Source organism: Polaromonas naphthalenivorans CJ2, assembly GCF_000015505.1.
GTDB lineage: Bacteria > Pseudomonadota > Gammaproteobacteria > Burkholderiales > Burkholderiaceae_C > Polaromonas > Polaromonas naphthalenivorans.
On record NC_008781.1, the window covers coordinates 3,290,264 to 3,309,335 of the forward strand.

General features: G+C 61.1%; 10 protein-coding genes and 1 pseudogene. 4 read left to right on the top strand and 7 right to left on the bottom strand.

Annotated features, from left to right (window positions below):
- The first annotated feature begins 72 nt into the window (after positions 1-72).
- Both PNAP_RS15535 and PNAP_RS15540 read left to right on the top strand, forming a co-directional pair.
- A complete protein-coding gene (locus PNAP_RS15535) occupies positions 73-1,587 on the top strand; it encodes a DegQ family serine endoprotease (RefSeq protein WP_011802478.1) in 1,515 nt (504 codons plus the stop codon).
- Positions 1,588-1,928: 341 nt separating this feature from the next.
- Complete coding sequence (locus PNAP_RS15540) at positions 1,929-3,011, top strand: IS110 family RNA-guided transposase (RefSeq protein ID WP_011801143.1); 1,083 nt, start codon at positions 1,929-1,931, stop codon at positions 3,009-3,011.
- Between the two features lie 759 nt (positions 3,012-3,770).
- On the opposite strand, the gene PNAP_RS15545 is transcribed toward PNAP_RS15540, so the two are convergent.
- Positions 3,771-4,343, bottom strand: coding sequence for a hypothetical protein (locus tag PNAP_RS15545; RefSeq protein ID WP_157040304.1), 573 nt, complete (start codon positions 4,341-4,343; stop codon positions 3,771-3,773).
- Positions 4,344-4,632: 289 nt separating this feature from the next.
- Here PNAP_RS15545 and PNAP_RS15550 point away from each other — a divergent pair, with 289 nt between their 5' ends.
- Together PNAP_RS15550 and PNAP_RS15555 are read left to right on the top strand one after the other, a co-directional pair.
- Positions 4,633-10,632, top strand: a complete 6,000-nt coding sequence (locus tag PNAP_RS15550; RefSeq protein WP_011802480.1) for an alpha-2-macroglobulin family protein — start codon at positions 4,633-4,635, stop codon at positions 10,630-10,632.
- 557 nt (positions 10,633-11,189) lie between these two features.
- Positions 11,190-12,530 carry a DUF1565 domain-containing protein gene (locus tag PNAP_RS15555; protein ID WP_011802481.1) on the top strand — a complete coding sequence of 447 codons (1,341 nt, stop codon included), beginning with the start codon at positions 11,190-11,192 and terminating at the stop codon, positions 12,528-12,530.
- A 140-nt stretch (positions 12,531-12,670) separates the two neighbouring features.
- Here the strand turns inward: PNAP_RS15555 and PNAP_RS15560 are convergent, their stop codons facing one another.
- From PNAP_RS15560 to PNAP_RS15585, 6 genes and pseudogenes are all read right to left on the bottom strand, one after another.
- Complete coding sequence (locus PNAP_RS15560) at positions 12,671-13,357, bottom strand: hypothetical protein (protein ID WP_011802482.1); 687 nt, start codon at positions 13,355-13,357, stop codon at positions 12,671-12,673.
- Between the two features lie 178 nt (positions 13,358-13,535).
- Positions 13,536-14,856, bottom strand: a pseudogene (locus tag PNAP_RS15565) (IS4 family transposase).
- A gap of 61 nt (positions 14,857-14,917) precedes the next feature.
- A complete protein-coding gene (locus PNAP_RS15570; RefSeq protein WP_011802484.1) occupies positions 14,918-16,024 on the bottom strand; it encodes a DUF1565 domain-containing protein in 1,107 nt (368 codons plus the stop codon).
- A 13-nt stretch (positions 16,025-16,037) separates the two neighbouring features.
- Positions 16,038-16,706: a sugar transferase gene (locus tag PNAP_RS15575; RefSeq protein WP_011802485.1), complete on the bottom strand. Its 669-nt coding sequence runs from the start codon at positions 16,704-16,706 to the stop codon at positions 16,038-16,040.
- 2 nt (positions 16,707-16,708) lie between these two features.
- Positions 16,709-17,908 (bottom strand): UDP-N-acetylglucosamine 4,6-dehydratase, encoded by a 1,200-nt coding sequence (locus PNAP_RS15580; protein WP_011802486.1) that lies wholly within the window; start codon positions 17,906-17,908, stop codon positions 16,709-16,711.
- Entirely contained in the window at positions 17,905-19,041 is a 1,137-nt protein-coding gene (locus tag PNAP_RS15585) for a DegT/DnrJ/EryC1/StrS family aminotransferase (RefSeq protein WP_011802487.1), read from the bottom strand. Before PNAP_RS15585 ends, PNAP_RS15580 begins: the two co-directional genes overlap by 4 nt.
- Positions 19,042-19,072 lie beyond the last annotated feature (31 nt).

A 19,072-nucleotide genomic window follows, 5' to 3' on the forward strand; every position in this document is an offset into this window, starting at 1 on the left:
CCTAAGCCTGCGTCCCCATAGTTGACTCCATCGGCACCGAAGCGTGCCTTCCCAACGCAAGGAACCGTTCCCATGAAATCCACTGCTTTGAGCAATACCCGGCTGATCGCGGCGCTGCTGGCCGCAGGCGCCATTGGCGGGGCCGGAGTCGGCGCATTCAACATGGCGCACACACCGGCCATCGCAGCCCTGTCAGCCCCGGCCGTCAGCACGGCCGCCACGCCCATGGCCCTGCCCGACTTCTCGCAGATCACCGAACGCTACGGCCCGTCGGTGGTCAACATCAGCGTGACCGGCAGCACCAAGGTTTCCAACGACTCCCCGCTGGCGCAGGGCGGCGGTGACGATGAAGAAGGCGACCCGCTGCTGGGCAGCCCGCTGGGCGAATTGTTCCGCCGCTTCCAGCAGGGCCAGGGCCAGCGTCCCGGCGCGGGCCGGGGCGGAGCGCCCGAGGAAATGCCGACGCGCGGCCAGGGTTCGGGCTTCATCGTCAGCGGCGACGGCATCATCCTGACCAATGCCCATGTGGTGCGCGGCGCCAAGGAAGTCACCGTCAAGCTGACCGACCGGCGTGAATTCCGCGCCAAGGTGCTGGGCGCCGACGCCAGGACCGACATCGCCGTGCTGAAGATCGCCGCCAGCAACCTGCCGGTCGCCACGCTGGGCAAGACCAGCGACCTCAAGGTCGGCGAATGGGTGCTGGCCATCGGCTCACCCTTCGGTTTCGAAAACACGGTGACCGCCGGCGTCGTCAGCGCCAAGGGCCGCTCGCTGCCCGACGACAGCGCCGTGCCCTTCATCCAGACCGATGTCGCCATCAACCCCGGCAACTCGGGCGGCCCGCTGTTCAACGCGCGCGGCGAAGTGGTCGGCATCAACTCGCAAATCTACAGCCGCAGCGGCGGCTACCAGGGCGTGTCGTTCGCCATCCCGATTGACGTGGCGACCAAGATCAAGAACCAGATCGTCGCCACCGGCAAGGTCGAGCATGCGCGGCTGGGCGTGTCGGTGCAGGAAGTCAACCAGGCGTTCGCCGATTCCTTCAAGCTCGACAAGCCCGAAGGCGCGCTGGTGTCAATGGTTGAAAAAGGCAGCCCGGCCGACAAGGCGGGCCTGCAGCCGGGCGACGTGATCCGCCAAGTCAACGGCCAGCCGATTGTCTCGTCGGGCGACCTGCCGGCGGTGATTGGCCTGGCGGCGCCGGGCGACAGCATCAAGCTCGATGTCTGGCGCCAGGGCGCGGCCAAGGAAATCACGGCGCGGCTGGCCAATGCCGACGACAAGGCCGCGCAGGTCGCCAGCAAGAAAGAGGCGCCCGGCCAGGGCAAGCTGGGCCTCGCGCTGCGTCCGCTGCAGCCCGACGAACAGCAGGAAGCTGGCATTGACAGCGGCCTGCTGGTCCAGCAGGCCAGCGGCCCGGCGGCGCTGGCCGGCGTGCAGGCGGGCGACGTGCTGCTGTCGATCAACGGCGTTCCCGTGAAAAGCATCGACCAGGTGCGCGCCACCGTGGCCAAGTCGCAAAAATCAGTGGCGCTGCTGATTTTGCGCGGCGACACCCGGATTTTCGTGCCGGTGAATTTGGGCTGATTGGGGTTGGCTTGGGCGGGCTTGGAAGGCCCGCTTGTTTTGCTCTGTTTTTAATAGCTGCCAGTGCTTTATCCGCTTGCGCCAGAGGCCTATTTGATGCGATAAATTGGCTGCTCAGGAGCCTAATTTCTCCCGCGCCCGTTTCGGTTCACGTTTCAGTCGTATTTCGACCGTTTTTCCAACGGCGCTGGCAGCCTTGATCAACAACGAATCTTGCACCTACCGTTTGGAACGGCGGTTCGCTGGAATGATGGGATGGACTCCCCCTGTTTTTTGCGCCACATTGGCGCTCTGGTTTTCATTGGCGTGGAGATCAGGTCTTTAAACAAAAGGAGTCCGACATGAATGCTACTACCGTTGCCGTCGATCTTGCAAAGTCCGTTTTCCAGCTCGCCGTCGCCGATGCGTCTTGGCGGGTCGTGGAAACACACCGCCTTACGCGTACCCAGTTCGAGCGCTGGTTCGTCAACCGGGATGTGAGTCTGGTCATCATGGAAGCCTGCGGCTCGGCCCACCACTGGGCACGCTGGCTCAATGGTCTGGGCATTGAGGTTCGACTACTCCCAGCCCAGTACGTCCGTGCCTATGTCAAACGCAACAAGACCGATGCTGCCGATGCAGCGGCGCTGCTCGAAGCCGCCCGGGCGTCGGATATTCGCCCGGTACGAATCAAGTCAGTCGAGCAACAGGCACTGCAAGGCATGCACCGCATCCGCAGCTTGTGGATGGGAACGCGTACCTCGCGCATCAATGCCTTGCGTGGTTTTTGCCGGGAGTTTGGCATTGCGATTCCCGTAGGCGCGCGCACTGGCATCGAAGCCATCAGTCGGGTGCTGGCTGACCCCCATACTGCGGTGCCCGATCTGATTCGGGGGACAGCCAAATTGCTGATTGAAGAAATACGCCTGCTCGAAGCTCGCATTGCTCAACTGGAGCGCGAACTGGCATCCCTGGCCAGGCTGTGCCCGGCATGCACCACGCTGCTCTCGATACCAGGCATTGGCTTGCTCACGGCCACTGCAATGGTGGCGGCTACATCTGGCGATGTCAGTCACTTCAAGGACGCACGGCATTTCTCCAGTTGGTTTGGCTTGACGCCCAAGGAGTACAGCTCGGGCAATAGCCGTTACCTGGGGCGCATTTCCAAGAAGGGAGATCGCTATCTACGAATGCTGCTCACTCACGGGGCCAGAAGTGTGCTGCGTGCCGCCAAGGTGGCTGAGGGTTCCGGCAAAGAAGTTTGTGGTGTGCGCCGTTGGGCGCTGGATGTGCAGACCAGGGGCAACCACAACAAGGCGGCTTGTGCGCTGGCCAACAAGCTGGCGCGGATTTGCTATGCCACGCTCAGAGACAAGGAGCCGTTTGATGAAGGCCAGCGGCTGAACAAGAAGATCAACAGGGAGAGCTTTGTGATGCCGGCCTGAACAGCCAACATCCAAAACAACCCGTCACCAGGAAAAGAAACCCAACACCCATCCACGCTTGCGACGAGATTGATCGACCACCATGGCCAACCGGGTTCACCCCACACCGATAGACGCCGATAACTCTTCCGGCAGCTTGCCTGCCGCTCGTATCGACTGGCGCATCGGTGACGCAGATTCCATGTCGGCACGGGCCACGACAGAGCCCACCATCGATGCCGGATATACGACTGCAGGCGCTTCCCCACAAGCCAAACTATCGGTCAGCCTCTTGCCGTTGTGGGGGAGTCCATATACGCTCGTATCGACTGGCGCATCGGTGACGCAGATTCCATGTCGGCACGGGCCACGACAGAGCCCACCATCGATGCCGGATATACGACTGCAGGCGCTTCCCCACAAGCCAAACTATCGGTCAGCCTCTTGCCGTTGTGGGGGAGTCCATATACGCTCGTATCGACTGGCGCATCGGTGACGCAGATTCCATGTCGGCACGGGCCACGACAGAGCCCACCATCGATGCCGGATATACGACTGCAGGCGCTTCCCCACAAGCCAAACTATCGGTCAGCCTCTTGCCGTTGTGGGGGAGTCCATATACGCTCGTATCGACTGGCGCATCGGTGACGCAGATTCCATGTCGGCACGGGCCACGACAGAGCCCACCATCGATGCCGGATATACGACTGCAGGCGCTTCCCCACAAGCCAAACTATCGGTCAGCCTCTTGCCGTTGTGGGGGAGTCCATATACGACCGGTTAGGCCGCAATCTTCACGCTCACAATCAGCCATGCGAAGAACGCGCAGAGTGCAAACACAACAGGCACAAGCCAGTTGCGAACTAGCCGGAATTGTGGTTCGCCAGCCTTCACCCGGCGCCACTCCGCCTTGAGAATTGGGCGCGAGTAGTCTGCGGCGGTCTCGACAGCCTGGAGCATGGCGGCAGTACGTTCCAGCGGCGCCGAAACTGCTTGTTTTTGTGTTTCGGAAACGCTACCAAGTAGGCGCAGGAGTTCTTGGTGCTCTTTCTCGTCGGGGTTCAAACGCAGCTTGATCCGATATAGCGAGACCGCCACATTTCGACGAATCTCACCTACTTGATCTGGCGGAATTGTGAACGGGAGCGCAGCGTACTTGTCGCCAAATGCCGCAGCCTCCTCGATCACGCGGGCCATGGCACGCGCGGCTGCCAAATAGTCCGCTAAGTCACTTCGAAGCCCGTCGATCCATGCTTGACGGAACTCAGATGTCTTTTGCTCTTTCGTTAACGTAAGAGCAACTACGGAGATCAGCCCGGCGATGACCGCCGCGACTACAGTGGCGATGGCCACCAACGCATTCGAAGGTAAGGGATCTGTCATTGCGGCCTAACGATCAGCGTTTATCTGCCGCGCCACGATGCCTGCCAGGGGCAACGGAGCCAAACGTGGCGGATAAACCTCGTTGGACTGAACCGCCGCCCTGAACAGCAGGCGCTCGGTGACGGCCAGAGGGGTTTGTAAGGTCGCGGTGCGTGGGCATGCGCAAATTATGACCCGGCTTTGTGCCGCTGCGTTCGCGCCAATGGCGCTGAATTGACTCCCCAATCGGCTACGCTCAGGCTCCCGACCAGGAGAAAACGTGGCCCGCGTCCTTACAAAAATAATCGCTGCGCTGGCCGCAGCCACCGCTCTGCAGGCGCAAGCCCTGCAAATCATCAGCCTTTCGCCGCAAGGTGAAGTCGCCCAGGTCCGGCAAGTCGTCGCCAAATTCGACGAGGCCGCCGTCAACTTCGGCGACCCGAAAGCGCCCGCGCCGTTGAGCCTGAACTGCAGCGACGCGCAGGCCACCAAAGGCGCGGGCCGCTGGATCAGCGACCGCGAATGGGCGTTTGAGTTTGCCAATGACCTGCCGCCGGGCGTGTACTGCACCGTGACAGCCGTTTCAGGCTTCAAATCGCACTCTTCCGCACTGCTGGCGGGCGCTACCAGCTATAAATTCAATAGCGGCGGGCCGTTCATCCAGAACCTGCGCCCCGGAACCTACCAGCCCATCGACGAAGAACAGTATTTTGTGCTGCAGCTCAACGGGCCGGCGACGCAGGCCAGCGTCCTGCAAAACGTCTGGTGTTCTGTCGAAGGCCTGGGCGAGCGCGTGCCGGTGCGGCTGATCGACGGTGCCGAACGCGACGCGCTGCTCAAGTCGCACAACCTGGACAAGGCCGCCGCCAGGGAGCCGCTGCGCTACGCCACGCTGGCCTGCAACCGGCGCCTGACGCCGGCCACCAAGGTGCAACTGGTCTATGGCAAGGGCGTCAGCACGCCCAGCGGCGTTCCCAACAGCGTCGAAAAGCGCTACGACTTCACGGTGCGCGAGCCTTTCACCGCCAGCTTCAGCTGCGAGCGGGAAAACGCCCAGGCGGCCTGCCTGCCGATTCGCCCGATGCGGCTGAACTTCAATGCGCCGGTGGCGCGCAAGCTGGCCGAGGCGATTCGCCTGAAATCCGGCGGCGGCGAATTCAAGCCGGCGTTTGAATCGGAAGGCGGCGATGGCGACGCCGTGGTCACCGACCTCTCTTTCAAACCGATCTTTCCCGAACAGGGCCGGTTCACGCTGGAACTGCCCAAGGACTTCAAGGACGCCTCGGGCCGCGCACTGCTGAACGCCGGCAGCTTTCCGATGCAGGTCGCGACCGGCGCCATGCCGCCGCTGGCCAAGTTCGCCGCCGCGCCGTTCGGCATCCTGGAGCGTTTTGCCGAGCCCGGCGCCAAGCCCGGCGACCCGGCGCTGCTGCCGGTCACGCTGCGCAATGTCGAGGCCAATTTGCAAATCAAGGGGCTGGCGGCCGGCCAGGTCAGCAACCTGCAGCCCCAGGGCGATGCCGAGATCATTGCCTGGTTCCGCAAGGTGCAGCGCTATGACCGCTACGAGGTGGAGCGCAAGCTCGCCGCCGCCGACAGCAAAACCCCGCTGCCCCGGCCGCTGGAGAAAACTGACCGGGATTCCGTGCAGTCGCGCATGGTGTCGTTGCTGGGTGGCCAGCCGGGCGTCAAGACGCTGGAGCTGCCCCAGCCCGCCGCATTGGGCGGCAGCGCGGCGCCCGCCAATACCCTGCGTCCGTTCGAGGTCATCGGCATCCCGCTGTCGCCCGGCTTTCATGTGGTCGAGATCGCCTCGCAACAACTCGGCGCGTCGCTGCTCGACGAGCGCCACGGCGCCCGCCGCACGATGTACGTTCGCACCTCGGCGCTGGTCACCAACCTGGGCGTTCACTTCAAGCTCGGCCGCGAAAACGCGCTGGCCTGGGTGACGACGCTCGACAAGGGCGCGCCCGTGGCCGGTGCGCTGGTGCGCGTCTCCAGCTGCCAGGGCGCCCTACTGGCCAAGGCCACGACCGATGCGCAGGGCATTGCGCGATTCACCGGCCTGTCGTCCGAGCCGCCGCACTGTTCCGGCGACGAGGGCGGCAACGCCTACTTTGTCAGCGCGCGGGCCACGCAGGCCGGCATTCAGGACATGGCATTCACCTGGAGTGACTGGCACAAGGGCATCGAATCCTGGCGCTTCAACCTGCCGACCAGCAGCGACCCGGTGCCCGACACGCGCGTTCACACGATTTTTGACCGCACGCTCTTTCGGGCCGGCGAAACCGTGTCGATGAAGCATCTGCTGCGCAATGAAACCAGCCGGGGTTTCGGCGTTCCCGAGTTGAAGCCGGCAACGCTGGTAGCCACCCACACCGGCAGCGGCCAGCAGTACACGCAGGCGGTGGCATGGCGCAAGACCGCGACCGGCGGGCTGAGCGCGGAAAGCAGCTTTTCAATTCCGCCCGCCGCCAAGCTCGGCCTGTACGAGGTGCAGCTCAAGGGCCTGCGCGCCACCAGCGACGGCAACCAGGAGCAGACCTTGAGCAGCGGGCAGTTCCGCGTCGAGGAATTCCGCCTGCCGGTGCTGGCCGGGCGCATCACGCCGGTCAACCAGCAGGCGCTGGTCAACGTCAAGGCGGTGCCCACCGATGTGCAGGTCAGCTACGTGGCTGGCGGCCCCGCCGTGAACCTGCCGGTGCGCGTGTCGGCGCTGGTGCGCGGCAAAACCCTGAGCTACGGCGACTACGAGGAATTCAGCTTCTCGCCGCCGCGCGGCCAGCGCGCCGAAAGCACGGAAGGCGAGGAAGAAAGCAGCGCCGCGCAGGACCAGCGCGTGATTGCCGACAAGCTGCCGCTCACGCTGGACCGCAACGGCGCGGGCAAGCTCACGATTCCCGGCGTGCCTCCGGCCAAGCAAGCGCAGGAGTTGCTGCTGGAGGCCAGCTATGCCGATCCGAACGGCGAGGTGCAGACGCTGCGCAGCGTCTCGACGCTGTGGCCGGCCGGCGTGGTGGCCGGCATCAAGACCGAAGGCTGGGCATCGAGCAGCCAGAAGGTCAAGTTCCAGGCGCTGGCCCTGAGCCTGAACGGCAAGCCCGCCGCCGGCATCGCGCTGGACGTGAAGGCCGTCGCCCGCATCGTCACCACCAGCCGCAAGCGCATGGTCGGCGGCTTCTACACCTACGACAACAAGACCGACATCAAGGATCTGGGCAGCGTTTGCAGCGGCAAGAGCGACGCGCGCGGCCTGCTGCTGTGCGAGGCCAAATTGGGCGAGCCGGGCGAGGTCGAACTCGTCGTGACGGCAAAAGACAAGGACGGCAACAGCATCCAGGCGGCCAGTTCGGTGTATGTGACCCGGCAGGGCGAACTCTGGTTCGGCGGCGAAAACCACGACCGCATGGACCTGCTGCCCGAGAAGAAAAGCTACCAGCCCGGCGAGACGGCCGTGTTCCAGGTGCGCATGCCGTTTCGCTTCGCCACCGCGCTGGTGGCGATTGAACGCGAAGGCATCCTGGAGACGCAGGTGGTGCAACTCAATGGCCAGGATCCGACCGTGCGGCTGCAGGTCAAGGACGGCTGGGGGCCGAATGTGTATGTCAGCGTGCTGGCGCTGCGCGGCCGGCTGCGCGAAGTGCCGTGGTACAGCTTTTTCACCTGGGGTTTCAAGGCGCCGCGCGAATGGTGGACTTCGTTCTGGTACGAAGGCCGCGAATACGTCGCGCCGACCGCATTGGTCGATTTGAGCAAGCCCGCGTTCCGGCTGGGCGTGGCGGAAATCCGCGTCGGCACGAAAGCGCACCAGCTCGATGTGAGCGTGAAAGCCGACAAGGACAGCTACCCGGTTCGCGGCCAGGCGCGGGTCACTGTTCAAGTGAAGCTGCCCAGCGGCCAGCCCGCCGCCAACGCGGAAGTCGCGCTGGCCGCCGTCGATGAAGCCTTGCTCGAACTGATGCCCAACACCTCGTGGAGCCTGCTGGATGCGATGCTGCAGCGTCGTGCCTGGGGTGTTGAAACTGCGACCGCGCAGATGGAGATCATCGGCCGCAGGCATTACGGCCGCAAAGCCGTGGCGGCGGGCGGCGGCGGCGGGCGCGGCAACACGCGCGAACTGCTCGACACGCTGCTGCTGTGGAACCCGAAAGTGCAGCTCGACGCCAAGGGCCAGGCGGTGGTGAGCGTGCCGCTCAACGATGCGCTGACGACCTTTCGCATCGTCGCGGTGGCCGATGCATCGACCGGCCTGTTCGGCACCGGCCAGACGACCATCAAGGCGACGCAGGACTTGCAGATCATCAGCGGATTGCCGCCGCTGGTGCGCGAGGACGACCAGTTCCGCGCGCAAGTCACGCTGCGCAACACGACCAAGGCCGCGATGAAGGTCGAGGTCAGCCCGCGCGCGACGCTGCTCGACCTCCAGCCGCAAACCGTGGACATTCCGGCCGGCGAGGCGCGTGAAGTGGCCTGGAATGTCACCGCGCCGGCGCAGTTGGGGCTGACGCGCACCCAAGCCATCCTGTGGGAAATCCAGGCCAAAGACACGCTCAGCGGCGCGCGCGATGGCCTGAAGGCCAGCCAGCGCATCATTCCGGCCGTGCCGCTGACGGTGCAGCAGGCCACGCTGGTGCAGGTCGATGGCAGCTTCAGGCTCAACGTGAACCCGCCGGCCGACGCCCTGCCCGGCCGTGGCGGCCTGAAGCTGTCGCTGCAACCCAAACTCGCCGAGGGCATGGACAGCGTGCGCGACTGGTTTGCCGCTTACCCGTTTGCCTGCCTGGAGCAGAAAACCAGCAAGGCGATTGGCCTGCGCGACGGCAAGCTGTGGCAGGCCGTCGTGGCGCAACTGCCCGGCTACCTCGACAGCGACGGCCTGGCCAGCTACTTTCCGCCGCGTGATGGCGACGCCGCGCGCGGCAGCGCCACGCTGACGGCTTATTTGCTGGCCGCAACGCACGAGGCATCCGGGATCAACCCCGCGTTTGCCCTGCCCGACGAAGCGCGCGCGCCCATGGAGCGCGGCCTGATCGCCTTCGTCGAAGGCCGCATCCAGCGCGACTTCTGGAGCCCGCGCAAGGACCTGGACGTGCGCAAGCTGGCCGCGCTCGAAGCGCTGTCGCGCTACGGCAAGGCGCAAGGCCGCATGACGGGCAGCATCACGATTGCACCCAACCAGTGGCCGACGCATGCGGTGATCGACTGGCTGAACATCTTGAAGCGCGTGGCCGACGTGCCGCAGCGCGAGGAACGGCTGCTTGAGGCCAGCCAGATTCTTCGCTCGCGCCTGTCGTACCAGGGAACCAGGCTGGTGTTCAGCACCGAAAAAGACGATTACTGGTGGTGGCTGATGGTCAACGGCGATGTCAACACGGCGCGCCTGATGCTCGCCGTGATGGACGATGCGGCGTGGAAGGACGACATGGCGCGGCTGGCCAACGGCTTCATCGGCCGCCAACAACAAGGCGCCTGGCGCACCACGACGGCCAACCTCTGGGGCGGGCTGGCGCTGGACAAGTTCTCGGCGAAGTTCGAGGCCGTTCCGGTGGCGGGCGTGACCCAGGCGGCGCTGGCCAGCGCGGCGGCCACGGCAAAAACCGCCAGCGTGGACTGGCGCAAGGTCGGGCGCATCACGCCCGCCGATGCCTCGGGCGCCGCGCACCAGACGAGCTTCTTCGGCGCGCCCGCCGCGCCCGGCATGCTGCGCAACAACACGCTGTTTTTGCCGTGGGGCAGCCCGGCGAAGGACACGCTGACGGTCACGCATGAAGGCAGCGGCAAGCCCTGGCTCACGCTGCAGTCGCTGGCCGCCGTGCAACTCAAGGCCCCGTTCAGCGCCGGCTACCAGATCAGCAAGACCATCACCCCGGTCGAGCAGGCCGTGAAGGGCCAGTACACGCGCGGCGACGTGCTGCGCATCACGCTCGAAATCAACGCCTCGGCCGACATGACCTGGGTCGCCATCACCGACCCGATCCCGGGCGGCGCGACGATTCTGGGCAGCGGCCTGGGCCGCGATTCGCAGATTGCCACCAGCGGCGAGAAAAAGGCCGCTTCAATGGGAGGCGGGGGCTGGCCGGCGTTCGAGGAACGCAGCTTCGAGGCCTTTCGCAGCTATTACGAGTACCTGCCCAAGGGCGTGCTGAAGCTGGACTACACCGTGCGGCTGAACAACGCCGGCAGCTTCGCCCTGCCCCCGAGCCGGGTCGAAGCGCTGTACGCGCCCGAGATGTTTGGCGAGGCGCCGAATGCGCGCGTGAAGGTGGAGGCGGCGAAGTGAAATTCACCCTTCTCAGGTGAATTTCACTTATGTCACACTTTTTACATCAAATTTAATGGCTTATAGGGCTTTTGCGCAGGTGAATCATGCCTGTACAGCTATTAAAAAAATAGCAAAAAAAGTTACCTGCGCATTCCGGCTCCAGGCCGAAACCCCTGCAAAGCCTATTTGTATTTATTTGTTTTTCTTTGTTTTTATTTGTCAATTTTTTCATCTATTTACAGTTTCTGTTACCTTGAATAAGTAACCGTTCAGGCTTGCCTTGCATGGCTTGCCAGAAGCTCATCCATCGCCGATGTTCCAGGAATCCGTTCCTGCGTCAAACCGCGCAACACCGCGCCAGCACTCGAAACAAGCCGTATCGGACCGATTCTCCGGCCGCCATCAGGGCAATGCGCATTCAGGCATTGCAGCCGCCGCGCACGCACCGCCACGGCATGGCGCAGGCGCGCGCACATCTTCTTACTGTCGAGCTAACGTAACAAGTTAACCTAAAGCACTACCCAATACGGGGTACCCACTTTGACTAATCCAGTCGTTTTCTTGTTCTCATCAACATGCAAAAACCTACCGCGCTCGCCATTCGTACCCCATTGACCAAATCGCCTGCCCACCCTTTTTCAAGTTTGCGAATTTCACCACGTACCTTGCGCAATGCCGCCATCCTGGTTGCGGCAACAAGCACCCTGACCGCTTTTGGCGCCACGGAATACGGCAACAGATGGCAACGCAACCGCTACAGCCAACCCACTCCAACTCCAACTCCAACTCCAACTCCAACTCCAACTCCAACTCCAACGCCAACGCCAACGCCAACGCCAACGCCGGCTCCAGCTCCAACCAGTTCAAGCACCAATAACTATTACGTCGCGACCACGGGGTCCGACACCAATCCGGGCACGCAGGCAGCGCCGTTTCGCACCATCAAGAAGGCGGCGAGCGTGGTCAAACCCAGCACCACGGTCCATGTCGCGCCCGGCACCTACGCCGAAACCATCACCTCCACGGTGAACGGCACGGCCTCGGGCCGAATCCGTTATGTCTCCGATACCAAATGGGGCGCGAAGCTCGTGCCCGCCGGTGCGGGCGCGAACACGATGTGGAAGGTCGATGGCGGCTATACCGACATCGACGGATTCCAGGTCGACGGCAACGGCGGCACCAGCGTCAGGCAGGGCATCTACCTGACGGGCGGCAACTCCACGGTGAAGAACAGCTGGGTTCACCATGTGGCGCTGAATTCCGGATGCGATGGTGATGGAGGCGCTGGAATGGTTGCAGATCAGGGCCGAGGGGCGGCTTTCAACAATTATGATTTCGTAGGCAATCTGGTTCACGACATAGGCGGCAGTTGCGACACTATCCAGGGTATTTATCATTCTTCTTCCGGAACCGTAAAGAACAATATTGTGTATGCCACCAATTACGGCATTCACCTCTACCATGACGACCACAATGTCGACGTTGTGAACAACACGGTATTTGGAAACCGTTGGTACGGCATTGTTTACGGGGGGTGTGAAAATGCCTACAACAACGGGTGCCCCACTTCTGGCGTCAATATCCATAACAACATCGTCTATGATAATTATGGGGGAATAACTGGTGCAAATACTGCAGTGGATACAGGCAGTAACTCCATTAAAAACAATATTGTGTATGGAAATACCAAAGATTTTGAACTTTCCGACCATGCTGTCGCCCAAGTTTCTGGAACGATCAGTGCCAATCCCCAATTCGTCAACTATATCCGTGCCGGTGGTGGTGACTATCACATCAAGAATACCTCGCCAGCCATTGACAAGGGGCTTTCCACCTACGCTCCCACCACTGACATCAATGGCAAGGCCCGGCCTCTGGGTGCGGGTATCGATACCGGTGCTTATGAGAATTATTGATAAGCAAATAACGTAACGCTGTCGCTGCGATAGTTAATCGCTTTACGTAGACAACACGCTCAGTCTCAGCAGCGGCTACTTTGTCGGCAACAGTCCGTCAGGTAGCCGCTTTTTGCCATGTATTTCATCAAGCACGGAACTTATTTGACATGATATTTCACCCGGTAAGGTTCAAAACCAATTATTGTCTTGAATTTTTTAAGGCCAGGATTCGCACCAAAATAAGTATCGTACATGATGTATTTTATTGCGCTGTCACCAATAAACTGGCAAATCGCCTCCGTCGTCAGTAAATTCATAATGCCATCATTATTCCTATAACCCATCAACTGGGAAAATATTGCAAAATCACCATAAATCCCCATATTGCAATAGGCCATCAATCTGCCACCACGATCCAGTATTCCATAATACTTGTAGTTTTTAAGCGGCTCGTAATAACTGTTTTTCTGCAGATAATATGCATCCATGCGCCGACCCTGCCTGACCTCAAGGGATGTATTTATTTCATGTATTCCATCTATGTGATTATTCCTGTCTATCTCGCAAAATACATAGCCTCGTGATTTAGCTTTTTTAGCATCGCGTACCCCACGATGATGGGTATTCATATAATCTTCCCGAGTATTGAATTGCCCTAAATCTATCAATGCAGCACCCAGGGATTTGTTTTTAAATATCTTATATTTTTCATGCGGCTTGGTGAAATGCTTATATGTCAACCTGACGTCATCAGGATTTAGATCAAGATCGAAGTGCAGGTGTGTCACTGGAAGTTTTGCAATCTCCACTAATAAATCAAGAAAATTTCGCAGTTTGCTCAACATGTTTAATTTCCAAAAAAAATCGACATTGATTTATTGGCGCTTCCGCTTTTTCATGAGCACTTGCCAGCGATGCTTTCACGATTTACTTCCAGGCAAGTGATAAGGGAGTCACAAGGCCAGGCCATCGGGATGCGGCCGTCATCGCTGACAAGGCCTACGGCATCCCATTACACACAAGTCACCCATCGTTGAACTGTCGGGCATAACGGGCACCCTCAACGAAGACGGCAATCTCCTGCATACCCAGCCAAATCGTCCTGGCACCCGGTTCGCCATCGTGCCTTCTACCCAAAAAGCCGCCGCGCTGGGCAATCAAGCGCACCACGGTGTTGAGCGTGGGAGTCTGCCGGGGCACGGGCTTTTTGTTCAGAATGAACGCTGCTCGCCACTCGTCAGGCTCGAACAGCAGGTCGGCCGGTAAATCGGGCAACGTGCGCCCCAGCCGCATCAAGCGGTTGATGCGCCAGGCAACGACCATGTACAGCGCCAGCGCGGTTTGCAGCCGCTCGGTGTCGGCCAGCTGCAAGCGCTCGACACGGCAGCCCTCCTTAAGCACCAAGAAAAAAAGCTCAATTTCCCACCGAGCACGGTACCAATTGACGAGTTCCACTGCGTCCTGCAGCGTGGATGCCACCCGGTTGGTCAGCAGGCGCCAGACCACCGGCTTGGCGCCTGCCGGGGCATTCACCTCCGAGGCGATGAGGCAAGTCACTTCGAGCTCGCCGCCCTGGAGGTCAGGCAGCACGATGCGCTGGGCGCGCACCTCCTGCTCGACCGCGCGGGCCTTGCGCCCGCGTCGGGCCGGCATCTCAAAGCGTATATGCCCCAGCGGCGCGCCGGCCATGACCTCATCCCACAGCTTGCCGCCCTCGGGCAGCACCCGGTTGTGCTGGCAGCGCACCAAATAGTCGGCCGCATGGTCCATCTTGCGCGCCATCACCAGCAGCGCCAGGATGTCCGATTCGCGGTCGCCGACGCACACGTGGCGCGTGCCGGGCACTTCGCCGGCCTGCTCGGCGATACGTTCGTAACTTTCCACCCAACGCACGCTTTCGAGCACGCCGCGGCGCGTCGCCCGTCTTGAACTCGCGCGCCCACGTCCAGGCGTTCATCACCCCCAGCGGCTCGCGCTCGGGCGTGACCACGTAGGTCGGGTGCAGGTACAGCCCGCGCTGGGCTTCATAGCTCAGCGGCCCCAGGCCCGTCATCGCCTGCCCGTTGTAGTCCAACTCGGTCGTGTCTTGCAGGCACAGCACCACCGCGTGCTCGCGGATGCGGCCCATCGTCGCCTGGCGGTGGGCCGTCATCACCTCTTCGCAGCTGACCTGCTCGTTGCGCAGGAACCGGTAGGCCGCTGCCATCTCGGCCCAGTTCTCACACGCCCCCGGAATGCTCGCTCCGGGCTTTTGCCCCAGCCGCTCGGCCAGCAGCACGGCGCGCCGGTTCAGACGCGGGTCGCCCAAATCAATCGTCTCGAATTCCTGTTGCGCCCAGCCCATGCACTCGCACCTTTTGTCATTGAGCTGCCTATGTTACGGACTTGTGTGTAATGGGATGGGCCTACGGTACGCAGGCCCGGTTGATCGAGCCCTTTGAAACACAGGCAAAGCGGGTACGGACATAGTTGAAGAATTGAGGATTGGCACTGATCGTTCCCGACACTTGGCTTTGCGCATTCGGCGCCAATTCAAAATCCCCGTACACACGGCTTCCAAACACGATATTGTTCTTGATCGAATTCTTGCCGGTGTCCTCATCGGCGTTCGGGCCGGTAATCCCGCCAGCATTGTCATAGACGATGTTGTTGTGGATATTGACGCCAGAAGTGGGGCACCCGTTGTTGTAGGCATTTTCACACCCCCCGTAAACAATGCCGTACCAACGGTTTCCAAATACCGTGTTGTTCACAACGTCGACATTGTGGTCGTCATGGTAGAGGTGAATGCCGTAATTGGTGGCATACACAATATTGTTCTTTACGGTTCCGGAAGAAGAATGATAAATACCCTGGATAGTGTCGCAACTGCCGCCTATGTCGTGAACCAGATTGCCTACGAAATCATAATTGTTGAAAGCCGCCCCTCGGCCCTGATCTGCAACCATTCCAGCGCCTCCATCACCATCGCATCCGGAATTCAGCGCCACATGGTGAACCCAGCTGTTCTTCACCGTGGAGTTGCCGCCCGTCAGGTAGATGCCCTGCCTGACGCTGGTGCCGCCGTTGCCGTCAACCTGGAAGCCGTCGATGTCGGTGTAGCCGCCATCGACCTTCCACATGGTGTTCGCGCCCGCGCCGGCGGGCACGAGCTTCGCGCCCCATTTGGTATCGGAGACATAACGGATTCGGCCCGAGGCCGTGCCGTTCACCGTGGAGGTGATGGTTTCGGCGTAGGTGCCGGGCGCGACATGGACCGTGGTGCTGGGCTTGGCCACGCTCGCGGCCTTCTTGATGGTGCGAAACGGCGCTGCCTGCGTGCCCGCGTTGGCATCGGAACCCGTGGTCGCGACGTAATAGTTATGGATGGTGGGGGGGGTGCCGATAATTGTCAGGGTATCTCGATAGGCAGTGAAGCCCCCCAGCATCGCCGCCACAATGATGGCCCTGCGCAGTAACGCGCGCAAAATCCGGAATTCGCTGGAAGGCCGCGCACATTTCCAGTTTGGCATCTTCGCAACGCCCTCACCCAAACGCCCGCGCCAATTCGGGCTCCGGCTTCGGCAAAGTGCCAAAAACATGCCACACCGCAGTGGACTTCGGAAACAGCACCACCCACAGGGTCAAGCCGATCAGCATGAAATAGGTTCTCAAGCCCTGATTTTTGACGTACCACTGTTCCAGCGCGCCCTTGTAAGGCGCAATCACATGGTCATAAAAATGACGCGCGTCGGCATGCCCATGCAGCAGATTTTCCTCGTCCCTGAACATGATGGAGCCAATGCCTGACAAGCCCGGCAAAACTTCTTTGATGGCCTGCTGCGCAGCCGGGGGAAACGCATCAAAGCAGCGTTGGGTTTGCGGGCGCGGGCCAATAATGCACATGTCTCCCTTCAGAATATTAATCAGCTGCGGCAACTCATTGATCTTGGTCTTGCGCAAAAAACGCCCCACCGGCAGAACGCGCGGATCGTTCTTCACGGTGACTGTTCCCGTTCCCATGGTCGGGCTATCTTTGAGCATGGTCGCAAACTTGTAAAGCTTGAATACCTTGCCCCCCTTGCCGACCCGGTCTTGCAGAAAGAACACCTCGCCCTCGCCTGTCAGGCGAAGCACGATGGCAATGGGCACCAGCAGCGGCGACAACACCAGCAAGGCCAGGCTTGTGAAAAGAATGTCAAAAAATCGCTGCATGGCTACATCCTCGCGTCCAGGTACTTGCCGGTTTCCTTGTGGGCAAAGTCGGGAATCATGGTGTTGAAAAGGTCAACCATCTCAGCCTTGTTCCACGTTGGCTGGGTTTGAATGGCATGGAGCGTCTTCACGAAATACTCCAGACGCGCCTGATCAAAGCCAGCCGGGTTCTTGATGACGCCCACACTGGCCAGACGCGACATGTCCAGCGTCTCCTTGTCGGTAAAGAACTCTTCAAAATCCTTCTCGCCGGTGGTGTCACTGCTGAAAAAGTAGCAGGGCCACTTGCGCTGGGCAATCAGTTCCGGCGTACGTTCGCGCGCCTCGTCCTCGCTGGCGCATTCGTGCGCCTCGTAGCCCAGCGCGCGCAGGTAGCGCACGGCGATGTCGGAGAACGTGGTCAGGTGCAGGGACTCGCTGAGCTTGGGAAAAAAGATGTCACGGTTCTCGCCCAGAAGGCACGACATCAGGCACAGCTCGCCCGACTCCTGCGGCGTCACGAAATAACGCCGCACGTCGTTAGGCGCGGAAATGGGCTGGCGCTTGGCAAAGCGCTGGTTAAAACCATGCAGCAGCGAACCATCGGAGAACGCCACGTTGGCAAACCGCGCCGTCGAGATGGACTGCGCATCGCTGGCACGCATCAAGAACATTTCCATGATGCGTTTGCTGGCGCCCATCATGTTGACCGGGTTGGCCGCCTTGTCAGTGGAAACGCAAAAATATTTGCGCGCGCCATGCTCACGGGCCAGATCAATCGTCTTGATGGTGTTGAGCACGTTCACTTCAATCAGGCGCATCAGGGTGAAGGGGTCTTTTTCGGAGCGCACATGCTTGAGGGCCGACAGGTTGAACACATAGTCGTAGCCGGCCGATCCGTTCATCAGCGCGACAAACTCCCGCCCGCCGCAGTCGATGGCAAAGGTTCGGAAATCGCCTTCTATGTAGCCCAGCGTGCTGCGGATATCCCTGACCAGCTCCACCATGTTGTTCTCGCTGATGTCCACCACATGCAGCACCCGGGGGTTGCGCTTGAAAATCTCGCGCGTGACGGCGTGGCCAATGGAGCCGGCACCACCAATCACCAGGAAGCGGTTGCCAGCCACCAGGCCAGAGAGTTCCTGTTCGTAGCGGGAAACGTCCGCGTCAAACAGCGGGCGGTCGCGGCCTATCAGTGCAAGTATCGAATTTTCGGTGCTCATGCCACTGCTCCCAGCAAGGCGCCCGTCACCAGGTCAACCTCCCTGTCGGACATCGTGGGATACAGGGGCATGGTCAATTCACGGCTGCAGATTTCTTCGGCAAGCGGCGCATCCTGCGCGGTGAAATACTCCCTGTAGGCCGTGAATCCCGAAAACGGCAGGTAGTGAATGCTCGATTGCACGCCTGCGGTCTTCAGCATCTCAATCACCCCCATGCGGTCGCACGCCTGCGGCAGCAGCACCGGAAGAATGTGGTAGGCCGAAACCACATCGGCCGAAAGATTGTCAAAAGGCATTTGCAGCGGCGAGCCGGCCAGGTTGCGCCGGTAGCGCTCCGTCAGCTCCTTGCGCCGCAGGTTTCCGGCAGGCAGCTTGTCCAGTTGCACCAGACCGATGGCGGCCCGTATTTCGTCCATCCGGTAGTTCAGCCCCGGCTCGGCCACATCGTAAGTGGCGGCACGCCCCTTGTGCCGGTCCAGCGTGAGCGTGGTCATGCCGTGGGAGCGCAGATAGCGCAATCGCTGGGAGAGATTCCCGTCGCAAGCCACCACCATGCCGCCCTCGCCAATGGAAAGGTTCTTGTTGCTGAAAAACGAGAAGCACCCGACATCGCCAAAAGTGCCGCACATTTGCCCGGCAATCGAGGCGCCCGGCGCATGCGCCACATCCTCCACCAGCTTGAGTCCGCGCTCGCGGCACAGCGCGGCAATGGCCGGCATGTCGCACGGAAAGCCGGCGTAATGAACCACAATGACGGCTTTGGTGCGGGGCGTGATTTTCCGTGCAATGGACTCGGCCGACACGTTCCAGTCCGACCGGGAAGCACAGTCCGCCAGCACCGGACGCGCCCCCACCATGCGCACGGCGTTCGCGTCCGCCACGAACGTCAGGGCCGGAATAATCACCTCATCGCCCTGGCCGACATCGAGCGCCAGCAAGGCCATGTGCAAGGCCGCCGTCCCATTTGACACCGCCGTGCAACGCGCGCCGTGGCCCAGGTAATCGCCAAAGGCAGCTTCAAACCCCAGGATGCGCTCGCCCATGGTCAGCCAGCCGCTGTCAACCGTTTCCAGGACCGCATCTCGCTCGCGGTGATCGAAATTCAGTTTAAAGAGTTGAATCTTCCACATCATTCGCTCTCCTTCGGGGGGTTTTGATTTATCG